Annotated in this window: 10 protein-coding genes; 5 read left to right on the forward strand and 5 right to left on the reverse strand. The window is 60.9% G+C overall.

The features are described 5' to 3' along the window. The first annotated feature begins 10 nt into the window (after window positions 1-10). Together FXN63_RS16025 and FXN63_RS16030 are read left to right on the forward strand one after the other, a co-directional pair. On the forward strand, window positions 11-1201 hold the full coding sequence (locus tag FXN63_RS16025) for an NAD/NADP octopine/nopaline dehydrogenase family protein (RefSeq protein ID WP_246164846.1): 1191 nt from the start codon (window positions 11-13) through the stop codon (window positions 1199-1201). A gap of 110 nt (window positions 1202-1311) precedes the next feature. Then, window positions 1312-2733 (forward strand): MmgE/PrpD family protein, encoded by a 1422-nt coding sequence (locus FXN63_RS16030; protein WP_222863928.1) that lies wholly within the window; start codon window positions 1312-1314, stop codon window positions 2731-2733. Window positions 2734-2908: 175 nt separating this feature from the next. Here FXN63_RS16030 and FXN63_RS16035 read toward each other — a convergent pair whose 3' ends face one another. The 5 genes from FXN63_RS16035 to FXN63_RS16055 form a co-directional block, all read right to left on the reverse strand. Then, the gene (locus tag FXN63_RS16035) at window positions 2909-3988 is read right to left on the reverse strand and encodes a type II asparaginase (protein WP_148816226.1); all 1080 of its coding nucleotides are present in this window, start codon (window positions 3986-3988) and stop codon (window positions 2909-2911) included. 464 nt (window positions 3989-4452) lie between these two features. Continuing rightward, window positions 4453-5580 (reverse strand): molecular chaperone DnaJ, encoded by a 1128-nt coding sequence (gene dnaJ / locus FXN63_RS16040; RefSeq protein WP_148816227.1) that lies wholly within the window; start codon window positions 5578-5580, stop codon window positions 4453-4455. A gap of 174 nt (window positions 5581-5754) precedes the next feature. Beyond that, on the reverse strand, window positions 5755-7686 hold the full coding sequence (gene dnaK / locus FXN63_RS16045; RefSeq protein ID WP_148816228.1) for a molecular chaperone DnaK: 1932 nt from the start codon (window positions 7684-7686) through the stop codon (window positions 5755-5757). Window positions 7687-7859: 173 nt separating this feature from the next. Then, complete coding sequence (grpE, locus tag FXN63_RS16050) at window positions 7860-8441, reverse strand: nucleotide exchange factor GrpE (protein WP_148816229.1); 582 nt, start codon at window positions 8439-8441, stop codon at window positions 7860-7862. 178 nt (window positions 8442-8619) lie between these two features. After that, window positions 8620-9285, reverse strand: a complete 666-nt coding sequence (locus FXN63_RS16055) for a phosphatase PAP2 family protein (protein ID WP_148816230.1) — start codon at window positions 9283-9285, stop codon at window positions 8620-8622. Between the two features lie 244 nt (window positions 9286-9529). On the opposite strand from FXN63_RS16055, the gene FXN63_RS16060 reads away from it, so the two are divergent. The 3 genes from FXN63_RS16060 (at window position 9530) to FXN63_RS16070 (ending at window position 13417) form a co-directional block, all read left to right on the forward strand. Then, window positions 9530-10576 (forward strand): GNAT family N-acetyltransferase, encoded by a 1047-nt coding sequence (locus tag FXN63_RS16060; protein ID WP_148816231.1) that lies wholly within the window; start codon window positions 9530-9532, stop codon window positions 10574-10576. Window positions 10577-10813: 237 nt separating this feature from the next. Then, the gene (locus FXN63_RS16065) at window positions 10814-12769 is read left to right on the forward strand and encodes a polysaccharide biosynthesis protein (RefSeq protein WP_187394916.1); all 1956 of its coding nucleotides are present in this window, start codon (window positions 10814-10816) and stop codon (window positions 12767-12769) included. 51 nt (window positions 12770-12820) lie between these two features. Further along, the gene (locus FXN63_RS16070; RefSeq protein ID WP_148816233.1) at window positions 12821-13417 is read left to right on the forward strand and encodes a sugar transferase; all 597 of its coding nucleotides are present in this window, start codon (window positions 12821-12823) and stop codon (window positions 13415-13417) included. Window positions 13418-13474: the final 57 nt, after the last annotated feature.

Consider the following 13474-nt stretch of genomic DNA (forward strand, 5'->3'; position numbering starts at 1 on the left):
CGAGGGTGCAATGCAAAGCGGATTGAAGGAGGTGGATGCGGCGTCAGAGCAGACCGGGGCAGCACGAACCTCGTCGTTGCAGGCCTCATCGGCGCAAACGGGGCTGGAACAAGGGGCCTTGGGCACGCGGGTGAGCATGAAAGTCGGCGTCGTCGGCGCGGGCGGCATCGGCCTGGCTTACGCCGCGTGGATGGCCGATCGCGGGCACTCGGTCAGCATCTGGTCGCCGCGTCTGGCTGGCGTGGATGCCGCATCGGCCATGACGCTGACGGCAGGCGGTGTTCTCACCGGCAGCTATCCAATCTCCCAGGTGGTTGACGCACAAGCCCTGGCACTGGATTCGGAGATCATCGTCATAACCGTGCCGCTCAACGGCCACCGCCGCGTGATGGACGCCTTGCTGCCGCACCTGCGCTCAGGCCAGCGGGTCATCGTGAGTTCGATGGGATCGCTATCCTCGCTGTACCTGTACGAGCAGGCGCAACAACGTGGCATCGACATCCGGGTGGCAAGCTTTGGCAGCACCGCGCTGACCGCCCGGCGCAAGCAGGCGAACGAAGTCAACATCATGACCCGACGTCCCTCGCTGGGCGTGTCGTGTCTGCCCTTCGCCAGCGCGCCGCAATTGCTGACCGACTGCGAGGCCTTGTTCGGCAACACCTTTACGCTGGATGAGAACCCACTGGTCTCGACGCTGGCCAATACCAACGCCATCTCGCATGCACCGCTTGCACTGTGCAACTGGACCCGCATCGAACGTGCAGAAGCCTGGCCGCAATATCACTACATGACGCCACGCGTAGCCGCCGTCATCGAACAACTGGACAGTGAGCGCATGGCGGTGGCACAGGCCTTCGGATGGACGCTGCCAAGCGTCAAGCAGAAGCTGTCGCGCTCCTTTGGCATCGAGGCCGAGGGCCTGGCCGGAGTAGCCGCAGCCTTGCACGCCAAGCGCGGCGGGCCGCCCGGCCCGGTCGATGTGGCCACGCGTTATCTGTCGGAAGACGTGCCCTTCGGGCTGGTGTTCGTGCTTGCGCTGGGACAGATCGCGAAGGTACCAATGCCGGCAACGGCGGCAACGGTGGCGATGTCCAGCCTGGTCGTCGGCGAGGATTTCACCGCAGGCAACGACCTGATCGATGTACTGCGGATTTCGACCGAAACGGTCGAGGGGCTGTTGCAGCGCGTGAGTGGAGATTGATCGTGACGCACAGCATGAACATACAGACAGGGGATGATTCAGGAGTGCCGGATCATGGGCGTGATTTCGTGGAATATGAGCCAACGCGGATGCCGGTAGGAGATGACGCCGTGACACATCATCCGGGGATGCGTGAGCCTGTACAGACCGAGCCCACGACATCTGCCCCGCCACTGTCCGCACCATCCATAGTCCAGCAGATCGCCGCCTATATCGACGCCACCCAAGGTCAACGCAGCCCCGAGCCAGCACGTGAAGCCGCGCTCAAATGCATCTTCGACTTGCTGGCGGCGGCCGCCGTGGGCACGGAAGACATTGGCCCGCAAGCAATTCGCCAGACCGCGCCGCAGGTCTTCGGCAGTGGCACCGTCCCCCTTTGGTTCACCGGCCAGACCAGCTCGGTGATCGGTGCGGCCTGGGCAAACGCCTCGGCATCGGCTGCGCTGGATCTGGACGATGGCAACCGCTACGCACGTGGGCATCCCGGCGCAGCCGTAATTCCGACGGCCTTTGCGGTCGGACACGAGGTAGATGCAACCCAGGAAGAAATCCTCACGGCAATCGTCATCGGCTACGAAGTTGGCGTGGCAGTAGGTACTGCACGTACCACTTACGGCAGTTCAGGCACCTGGACACCTTATGGCGTGGTGGCAACCGCAGCCGCACTGCGGCGCACCCCACGGCACATGGTGGAGCACGCCTTGGCTATCGCCGGCGAAAGCGCACCAAACCAGTCCTTCGCAGGCGGCCCCGCGCCGCGCATTCCCGCGCCCGAGGGGGCAGCCGTCAAGGAAGGCATTCCCTGGTCGGTGGTGACTGGCCTGACGGCCTTGTACCTAGCGGAAGCCGGCCATACCGGCCCACGCAACATTCTGGACAGCGTGCGGCATTACCAATTTCCAACCAACTTGGCACTGGGCCGAAACGCTCACATTTGCCAGACCTACTTCAAACCCTACGCCTGCTGCCGTCACATCCACGCCCCACTGGCCGCCCTGCTGCACTTGATCGACGAGCATCAGATCGACGTGCAGACCATTGAGCGCATTGAGGTCGACATTCACGCGGCAGGCTTGCGCATTTCCAACCGACCGTCACCCGACAACCTGATCGACGTTCAATACAGCATCCCGTATTGCCTGGCGCTGGCCGCCTTGAGTGGACCGCAAGCACTCGTACCAGTGACCCAGGACGCGCTTGACCATGAAGACGTGACGGCGCTCGCGCACAAGGTAGTCCTCGCACTCGACACGGACCTGGACGCGGTCTATCCGGGCGAGATTCTGGCTCGGGTGTCGATCACCTGCGGCGCGCGGCGCTTCACCTCCGAGCCGACACCGCCTGCGGGCGAGCCGTTGATGTCGTGGGAGGAACTGAAGGCGAAGTTCCGGATGGCGACGCGGCTGGTGGCAACGGCAGCGCAGCAACAGCAGCTGATCGACGCGTTGCACGCGACCGAATCGGGGTCCATGGAAACACTCGTGGCTTGCCTGGCCGGGATGAACCTTGGCGTGCTGAACCGCGCTGTGTAAACACTACGGTGTGAACTCACGATTCACCGTTGTCCGTCTATCGCACCTTGAAACCGGCGCTACGGCGAAATAAAAAAGCCGCAAGCGGAATTTCCACTCGCGGCTTCGTTTCAAGCATCCATCTGTCATCACCAACCCGCACCGGTCACAAACCGGTGCAGGTCGGCAACGCGACTCAATACGACCAGAAGATCTTCTGCAGACCTGCCGTGTCGTTGGTCGGGCCATTAGCCAGCGCCAGTGCCAGCAGAATGCGCGCCTTCTGCGGGTTCTGGTCGCCGACCACCACGAAGTCGTACTTGTCGTCGGGCTGTTCGCCGTTACGCACCACGACGCCAGCACCCGTGCGCGAAGCGCGGATGATCTGGACGCCCTTGCCACGTGCTTCGATCAGCGGCTGCACCATGAATTCCGACACGCTGCCGTTGCCGGTCGCGGCGTAGATGATGCCCTTCACACCGCTGGCAACCAGTGCATCGACCGCAGCGCGGTCAACGTTGCCGTAGGCATAGGCGATGCCAACGCGCGGCAGCGCGGTGATGGTGTCGATGTCAAAGCCGCTGTAGATCGTGTGCGGGCGAACCGGCGCACGGTAGTACTGGGCCTGGCCTTCCACCACATAACCCAGCGGGCCATACGGCGATTTGAAGGTGTCGATCTTGAAGGTGTTGGTCTTGGAAACGTCGCGACCCGAGTGGATCTCGTCGTTCATCACGACCAGCGTGCCCTTGCCTGCCGATTCCTTGGCCGAGGCCACGATCACGGCTTCGTACAGGTTCAGTGCGCCGTCGGCGGACAGTGCCGTGCCCGGACGCATCGAACCGACCACCACGACCGGCTTGGCGCTCTTGACGGTCAGGTTCAGGAAGTACGAGGTTTCTTCGATGGTGTCGGTGCCGTGGGTGATCACGACGCCGTCGACGTCGGGCTGCTTGAGCAGTGCCGACACGCGCTTGGCCAGGGTGATCAGGCGCTCGTCGTTGAAGCTTTCGCTGCCGATCTGGAAGACCTGCTCACCACGCACGTTGGCGATGTTCTTGATCGCCGGCACGTTTTCGATGACGGCATCGACCGGTACCACGGCAGACTTGTAGGCCGAGGTATTGGTCGCGGCCACACCCGCGCCAGCAATCGTGCCACCGGTGCCAAGAATGACGATGTTGGGCTTGGTCTGTGCGTAGACACTGGCAAGCGAAAGGGCGGCGAATAACAGGCAGGTGGTGCCTGCGCGCTGGACGAGCGACTTGACTGACATGGATTTTTCTCCGGGGGTGCAATACGGGTCTGGTAAAGATTTGGCGAGTTTTATTGGTGCAAAAAAACAAGCTTTTGTCTTCACCGCGCATGATGCCGTGTGCCACGATTAATTACTATTCGTAGACAACATCGGTTGCAAGCCGCAGAAGAAATGACTGGGTAAACCCCAGGGTAAGCATCAGGGAAGTTGAAGCTCGATGGCGTCAGCATTACCTGATCGGTGGTGAGGGGTGGAAGTTGCTCAAGCAGCGGTTGATCAAGCGCGAGTTGCCCGATCGAAAGCAACTGATCGAAAACACATCAGCCAAATCCGCCTGCATTCGGTCCAGACGCAACTCGGCCGGCATTGCGCCGGCCGAGTTGTCTTGCAGAAATACGCTTGCTGAATCGCACTTACTGAATCGCACGTGCTGAATTGCACTTAGCGCGCAATCAATCCGCGCAAGTGTTCTCAGCAATCGATCAGCTGAAGAATTCCTTCACGCGATCCGTCCAGGACTTGCTTTGCGGCGAATGCTTGCCGCCGCCTTCGTCGACCGAGGTCGCGAATTCCTGCAGCAGCTTCTTCTGACGATCGGTCAGCTTGACCGGCGTCTCGATCACCACGTGGCAGTACAGGTCGCCCGGGTAGTTGGAACGCACACCCTTGATACCCTTGCTGCGCAGACGGAACGTCTTGCCGGACTGCGTGCCTTCGGGAATCGTGATGCTGCCCTTGCCGCCCAGCGTGGGCACTTCCAGCTCGCCGCCCAGTGCTGCGGTGGTGAACGGAATCGGCAATTCGCAGTGCAGGTCGTCACCGTCGCGGGTGAAGATGCCGTGCTTCTTCAGGTGGATCTCAACATACAGATCACCCGGCGGGCCGCCATTGACGCCCGGTTCGCCATTGCCGCTGGAGCGGATGCGCATGCCGTCGTCGATACCAGCCGGCACCTTGACCTGCAAGGTCTTGGTGCGGCGAACTTTGCCCACGCCGTCACAAGCCGTGCAAGGCTCGGGAATCACCTTGCCCGTGCCGTGGCAGGTCGGGCAGGTTTGCTGAACGCTGAAGAAACCTTGCTGCATGCGTACCGCACCTGCGCCACCGCAGGTCGAACACGTCTTCGGATCGGTACCGGGCTTGGCACCCGAGCCTTCGCAGACGTCGCAACGGTCCCAGCTGGGCACGCGGATTTCGGTATCGAAACCGTTGGCCGCCTGCTCAAGCGTGATTTCCATCGCGTACTTCAGGTCGGCACCGCGATACATCTGCGGGCCACCACCGCCGCGCTGGCGACCGGCTGCACCGAAGATTTCACCGAAGATGTCGCCGAAGGCATCAGCAAAGCCTGCCTGGCCACCCATGCCTGCACCACCGGCCGACGGATCTACGCCCGCGTGACCATAACGGTCATACGCGCCGCGCTTGTCGCCATCGGACAGCATTTCATAGGCTTCTTTGGCTTCCTTGAAGCTTTCTTCGGAAGCCTTGTCGCCCGGATTGCGGTCCGGGTGGTACTTCATGGCCAGCTTGCGGTAGGCCTTCTTGATTTCTTCGTCCGTGGCTGTCTTGGAGACGCCAAGAACTTCGTAATAATCGCGTTTTGCCATGTTGGGCCCAGCCTCGGGCAGAGGCGCTACTAAAAACGGTTTCGCCCGGACGACGCACAAGACGTCGACCAGGCGATGCGAAACGACGTTGTACACGGATCGTCGGACCCCTGGGGGCCCGACGACTCATCTACCGTCGGTGTGTGGCGGAAACGCGCTCCGCCGTGACACCGATCACTGGTCGCGCTTGACTTCCTTGAAGTCGGCATCAACGACATTGTCGTCAGCCGGCTTGCTTTCGCCCTGTGCACCTGCTGCACCGGCGGTGCCGCCTGCGGCGGCTTGCGCATCGGCGTACATCTTCTCGCCCAGCTTCTGCGAAGCTTGACCCAGGGCTTCCACCTTGGCGTCGATGCTGGCCTTGTCGCCGGTACGCAGCTCATCTTCCAGCGCCTTGACGGCCGCTTCGATGGCTTCCTTCTCGCCGGCTTCCAGCTTGTCGCCGTATTCCGTCAGCGACTTGCGGGTCGAGTGGACCAGCGCGTCACCTTGGTTGCGGGCCTGGGCCAGTTCGGCAACCTTCTTGTCTTCCTCGGCGTTGGCCTCGGCGTCTTGCACCATGCGCTGGATTTCAGCTTCGGTCAGACCAGAGTTGGCCTTGATCGTGATCTTGTTTTCCTTGCCGGTGCCCTTGTCCTTGGCCGACACATGCAGAATGCCGTTGGCATCGATGTCGAAGGTCACTTCGATCTGCGGGGTGCCACGTGCCGACGGCGGGATGCCTTCCAGGTTGAATTCGCCCAGGCCCTTGTTGCCGGCAGCGATTTCACGCTCACCCTGGAACACCTTGATGGTCACGGCCGGCTGATTGTCGTCAGCGGTCGAGAACACCTGCGAGAACTTGGTCGGGATCGTGGTGTTCTTCTGGATCATCTTGGTCATCACGCCACCCAGGGTTTCGATACCCAGGGACAGCGGGGTCACGTCCAGCAGCAGCACGTCCTTGCGCTCGCCGGTCAGGACCGAGCCCTGAATGGCGGCACCGACAGCCACGGCTTCGTCAGGGTTCACGTCACGACGCGGTTCCTGGCCGAAGAATTCACGGACCTTCTCTTGCACCTTGGGCATGCGGGACATACCGCCAACCAGGATCACGTCCTGAATGTCGGAGACCTTCACGCCTGCATCCTTGATGGCGATGCGGCAAGGTTCGATCGTGCGAGCGATCAGTTCCTCGACCAGCGCTTCCAGCTTGGCGCGCGTGATCTTCAGGTTCAAGTGCTTCGGGCCCGACGCGTCTGCAGTGATGTACGGCAGATTGATTTCGGTCTGCTGTGCCGACGACAGTTCGATCTTGGCCTTTTCAGCAGCTTCCTTCAGGCGTTGCAGAGCCAGCACGTCCTTGGACAGGTCGACGCCTTGTTCCTTCTTGAACTCGCCAACGATGTACTCGATGACGCGTTGGTCGAAGTCTTCGCCACCCAGGAAGGTGTCGCCGTTGGTCGACAGCACTTCGAACTGCTTTTCGCCGTCCACGTCTGCGATTTCGATAATCGAGACGTCGAAGGTGCCGCCGCCCAGGTCATACACCGCGATCTTGCGATCGCCGCCCGACACCTTGTCCAGGCCGAAGGCCAGTGCAGCAGCGGTCGGCTCGTTGATGATGCGCTTGACGTCCAGACCGGCGATACGGCCTGCGTCCTTGGTGGCTTGACGCTGGCTGTCGTTGAAGTAAGCCGGCACGGTAATGACCGCTTCGGTCACTTCTTCGCCCAGGAAGTCCTCGGCGGTCTTCTTCATCTTGCGCAGGATTTCAGCCGAGACTTGCGGCGGAGCCAGCTTCTTGTCGCGGGTTTGAACCCATGCGTCGCCGTTGTCGGCCTTGACGATCTTGTACGGCACCAGGTCGATGTCTTTCTGCACGACTTTTTCGTCGTACTTGCGACCGATCAGGCGCTTGACTGCGTACAGCGTGTTCGTCGGGTTGGTGACAGCCTGGCGCTTGGCGGGTGCGCCAACCAGGGTTTCACCGTCTTCCAGATAAGCGATGATGGAGGGCGTGGTACGGGCACCCTCTGCATTCTCGATGACCTTGACCGTGCCACCATCCAGGACAGCTACGCAGCTGTTGGTGGTGCCCAAGTCGATACCAATGATTTTGCCCATGATTTTTTCTCTTCCTGAATCAGTTCAGAAATGTTTCGGATGTCGAGTAGGTAGGTCGCACATTGACGATTTCAATGGCGCCGATCGCATTTTTCTTTCGCGTCATTCATGTGTCGCAAACCGACAAATAAACGACGCGAATCAGCCCTTGAATGTTCAGTTCAAGGCTTGGCTCAAGCGCCTGCGGAAACCGTGACCAGCGCAGGGCGCAGTACACGGTCCGAAATCAGGTACCCCTTCTGCAAGGTCTGCACGACGGTATTGGCCGGCAATTCAGAGGGAACTGACGAAATTGCCTGATGCTGGTGCGGGTCGAACTTGTCGCCGGCAGCCGGGGCAATTGCATTCAGTTTGTTGCGCTCGAACGCGCCGGTCAGCTGCTTCAAGGTGATTTCCACCCCTTCGCGCAGTGACTCGACCGTCTGGTCTTTCTGTGCCAATGCGGCTTCCAGGCTGTCTTTCACGGGCACCAGGCTTTCAGCGAAAGATTCGACTGCAAACTTGTGCGCCTTGTTGACGTCTTCCTGGCCACGGCGGCGGACGTTTTCCGTCTCGGCGCGGGCACGCAGCAATTGGTCGTAGTTGTCGTCTGCCTTGGCTTGCGCCGCCGCCAGGCGGGCTTCCAGGTCAGCGATCGGATCCACGGGGGCGGCCGTTCCCGGTGCGTCGTTCTGCACCGGGTCGGGAGTTCCCGGCTGGGTGGCATCCTGGTTTGCGGGCGGGGACGGTTGTCCCGGCGTCTGCTCGGCCGACATCGGTGTTCTCCGGTAAAAAGTGCCAAAAAGCTGGCTGAAATAGGGTCTGAACAGCAAATGGGGGCCTGCATCCCTATTTCAAGAGGGGTCTTTTTAACCGAAGGGAACTTTTCTGCACGGGCGCAAACATCCGGGCGACAGCATTGATCCCGCCCTGCCCGTATCCAGTCTGGCCGGGCTAGAACTCTACATCAGCGGGTACCAGGATGACACGCACGTGGCTGCCACCCTCGAAGGGGCTGCGTTCAATGAAACGGACATAGCGCTCAGACGCCCCCACCCATTCACCGGTACGAAGCCACAACTCGGTCTTGGCCGCCCGGGCAACGCCAGTGGGAAGCACCAGCACGGCACAAAAGCCGGCAATGGTAATTGGCAACCAGGGAATTGCCAGACGCATGGGCTGCATGCGCCGCAGGTTCAGCCAGGCGACACATCCGCCGATCGCGCCACCCAGCACGGTCTCCGACACCGTGTGATATCGACCGGCCACCAGTACCACGGCCATGACACCGGCGACGGCCCAACCGGCCAGTACCGCTGCACGCTTTACGCCGCTGCTGCGATTGCAGGCCAACAAGCCGAACAGCACGGGATAAACCGCTGTCGTCAGCATGGCATGGCCACTGACGCTGTACATGCCGATAGACGGCAAGGCCCAGCCGGTGAAATCGAAACTGGCCTTGCCCAGCACGATGGCAAGAAATGCTACGGCAAACGACGCGATCCATAACCACAAACGCGACCATGCCCGCTGCTGCATCAGCACCAGCGCGATTCCACCGGCCAGGGAAATGGCCAGTGCGGCATCACCAAAAATGATCACATATGTCCAGGAAGGCATGGCTGCTCGTGAAAAACCGCATTTTCAGGACTCTATACAAGCCCAAGCAGAATTTCCGTCCCAAACATAAACAAGCGTCATCGACACACGCGTCCATACGGGGCCGCATCTCAGAATGGTCGACATACTTATCCGTCCCATATCTGCCCGACCATTTCCTGCCACTGCTGCACGCGGCCTGGATCGGTAAACGCAGCCATGAGACGCAAAGCGACCCCCTGAATGCATAACCACGTGGCGCGCAATGATTATTACGCTGATAAATACCTCCGACCCGCAGTGGAACGATATCCTGTCTCGATGCAGGCATGACGTCTATCACACGCCTGCCTGGGCAATTACCTCGGAGATCAGCGAGGGCGGCTCTGGCATCGCGGCATACGCCCACCATCTTGGCCAGGAGCTGTTCGTGCCGATGCTCAGGCGCGAACTGGGCGACGGCAGGTGGGATGCAAGTTCGGCGTATGGCTACCCGGGACCGATCTGCAGTGACGGGGCCAGCCAGGAATTTCTGGACGCCGGGTTTCGCGGCATTATCGACTTGCTGCAATCCCAAGGTTGCGTGTCCTGGTTCATGCGCCTGCACCCTTTGCTGAATGCCAGCTGGCACATCGCTGAAGGCTTGACGGTAGATCATGGCCCCACCGTGTCGATGGATCTGACGCAATCCCCGGAAGTGATCTGGCAACACATCAGGGCTACACACCGACGTGCGATCAAAAAGGCCAGAGAGCTTGGCATGACTGTGAGCGTCGACACGACGCATCAATATCTTGATGCGTTCATCGACAGCTATCACTCGGACATGCGCAGGCTGGGTGCCTCCAGCTATTACCTGTTCAATCGCGATTATTTTGATTCACTGTTTTCACGATTGGACGGCAAAGCAGTATTAATGATTTCCCAGCGTGGCGACGATTTTGCGGGCGGCGTCGTATATACGCTTTCGCCGTCATCGGGAATCATCCAATATCACTTATCCACGACGCATGCAGATCATCGCATGCACCAACCGGCAAAGCTGATCATGCATACCGCCGCCCTGTGGGGCAAAGCGGCGGGCTACCAGCGCCTGCATCTTGGTGGCGGCATTGGTGCCGCGGAGGATTCCCTGTTCATGTTCAAACGGGGATTCAACCATGATCTGCATCGATTCCGCAGCCAGCGGGTAATTGTCGACAGCCACGAATATCGACAGCTTTCTCGTCTGGATGCAGATACAAAATTGAATCAAGACGGGTTTTTCCCCGCATATCGAAAACAAGCGCAATCAGAAACCGCCAGCCGATAAAAGGCTTATGCAAAGCGGGTTTTGCGCATGAATCGAGTATCTCCCAGGGAAAAGTAAACAATCCACCGACGGCAACGGAAGCATTGGCAGCATTAACCACAAATGAATAGAATTTGTACACCCCAAGTGGGTTAAGCAGGTCGACCGAATCCCGACGGCAGCAGCAAAGGATTGATGATGTTGTCTGACACCCGAAACTGGTTACTCGCACTGCCAAGGCCGCAGAAGATAATGGTGATGCTGGCTGCCGACGCACTGGTATTGCCACTTTGTCTGATTGCCGCGTATTACGTGCGGCTTGGTGACAGCACCTTGCTAAATGATTATGGTATTGGCGCGCCAATCATCATTGCCCTGGCCACCATTCCGGTATTTCACGTTTGTGGTCTGTATCGCAATGTCGTGCGTTTTGTCGACATGCACCTGCTTTATTCGACGGGCGTAGGGTTGGCCGTGCTGGCGGGTAGCGTTTACGCGCTGTCCTACATCGTCAACGACCCCCTGCCGCCGCGCAGCAGCCTGTTCATTTACTGGTTCATCGCTTTTGCCTACGTGGTGCTGACCCGTTTCGGTGCCCGCCATCTGCTGCGGGCACGCCAGGCAGACGCAGGCCGCATACCGCGGGTGGCGATTTACGGCGCAGGTGAATCCGGCGTGCAACTGGCCCACGCCATGCGCAGCAGCCAGACCTATACGCCACTGTGCTTTGTCGATGACGATCCGCAGTTGCGCAATCAGCATGTGGCCGGACTGCGCGTGATTTCGCTGGACACGCTTCGCAACACCGCCGGACTGCTGGGCGTGGATGAGATCGTGCTGGCCGTGCCCTCGGCGTCCCCGGCAGCGCGCCACCGCATCTACAACGCCCTGACCACGCTCGGCTTGCCGGTGAAAACCCTGCCGACCCTGGCCGAGCTGGCCAATCGCAAGGTCAGCGACGTGACGGTGCGCGACATCGACGTGGCGGACTTGCTGGGCCGGGCACAGGTGCCACCGCGCAAGGACTTGTTCGCCAAATGCGTGACGGGCAAGACCGTGTTGGTGACGGGCGCAGGTGGCTCGATCGGCAGCGAACTCAGCCGCCAGGTGGTGTCGCAACTGCCAGCCAAGCTGATCCTGCTCGACCACTCCGAATACTCGCTGTACGCCATCGAACGCGAGCTGCGTGAACGTGCACCGGATGTGCAGATCACTGCCGTGCTGGCGTCGGTCTGCGACGCCAAGGGGCTGGACGCCCTGCTGCGGCGCGAAACCATCCAGACCATTTACCACGCGGCTGCCTACAAACACGTGCCGCTGGTCGAGGCCAACGCCGCCGAAGGCGTGCAGAACAACGTGGTGGGTGTCTGGAACGTTGGCCTGGTGGCCGCGCGTTACCGGGTCGAAACCTGCGTGCTGGTGTCCACCGACAAGGCCGTGCGGCCTACCAACGTGATGGGCGCAAGCAAGCGCGTGGGCGAACTGATCTTCCAGGCGCTTGCCAAGCGGGCACACGGCAGCACGGTCTTCAGCATGGTGCGCTTCGGCAATGTGCTGGACTCATCGGGTTCCGTGGTGCCGCTGTTTCGCCAGCAGATTCGTCGCGGTGGCCCGATCACGCTGACCCACCCGGAAGTGGTCCGTTATTTCATGCTGATCCCGGAAGCCGCGCAGCTTGTGATGCAGGCCGGGGCCATGGGCCGCAACGGCGAGGTCTACGTGCTCGACATGGGCGCACCGGTGCGCATCATCGACCTCGCCCGCACGCTGATCAAGTTGTCGGGCCTGAGCGAACGCACTGCCGCCCAGCCCGATGGCGACATCGAAATCCAGGTCACCGGCCTGCGTCCCGGCGAGAAGCTCTACGAAGAATTGCTGATCGGCGGCAAGGTCGAGGCCAGTGCACACCCACGGATCATGGCCTCGCAAGAACACATGATCGAACTCGAGCGGCTTGAGCCGATGCTGGCCCACCTGCTGGCCGCCTGCAAGGCAGGCGACGGGCTGGAAGTACGCAAGGCACTGCAAAGCGTGGTGACCGAATACGCCCCGTACTCGGTTCTGCCAGACCGCAACGCCCTGCCGCGCCGCGAAGCCGATGCCGTCTCGGAGCAGGTTCCCTTGGTGTCCTCGCCACCCTCGGCAGTGTCGCCGATGGTCACGCCCGTACCCGCCATCGAAAAGTCCCAGGTCCCCGTCGGCCGAGCGGCCTGACCCCTCGCCGCTTGCCGCCTCGCACCCTTATCGCTTCAGGAATACGCGCTCATGCTTAAACGACTGTTCGACATCGTGGTTTCGCTGATTGCACTGATCGTGCTCAGCCCGGTGCTGCTGTTCACGCTTCTTGCGGTCCGCCGCAGCCTGGGCAAACCAGCCCTGTTCCGCCAGATCCGTCCGGGCAAGGGCGGCATGCCCTTCGAACTGGTCAAGTTTCGTTCGATGACCAGCGAGCGCGACGCCGCCGGCAACCTGCTGCCCGACGAATTCCGCATCACCCCGCTGGGCCACAAGCTGCGCAGTTCCAGCCTGGATGAGCTGCCCGAGCTGTGGAATGTGCTCAAGGGCGAGATGAGCCTGGTCGGCCCGCGCCCGCTGCTGATGGAGTACCTGCCGCGCTACGACACGCGCCAGTACCGCCGCCACGACGTGCGGCCCGGCATCACCGGCTGGGCCCAGGTTCATGGTCGCAACGCCCTGCCCTGGCCGCAGCGACTGGAACACGACGTCTGGTATGTCGAGAACCAATCGTTCTGGCTCGACCTGAAGATTCTTGCCATGACCGTACACACCGTATTGATCCGGGAAGGCATCAACAGCCCCGGTCACGCCACCGTGGACCAGTTCCGCGGACACCCGAAATAGACCTTGCCGCTCAGACGTCTCCACAGCAAGCCGCCACCCCCAAAGCCGCCATCAGGC

Origin of the sequence: Pigmentiphaga aceris (genome assembly GCF_008119665.1) — a bacterium.
Taxonomy (GTDB): Bacteria; Pseudomonadota; Gammaproteobacteria; order Burkholderiales; family Burkholderiaceae_B; genus Pigmentiphaga; species Pigmentiphaga aceris.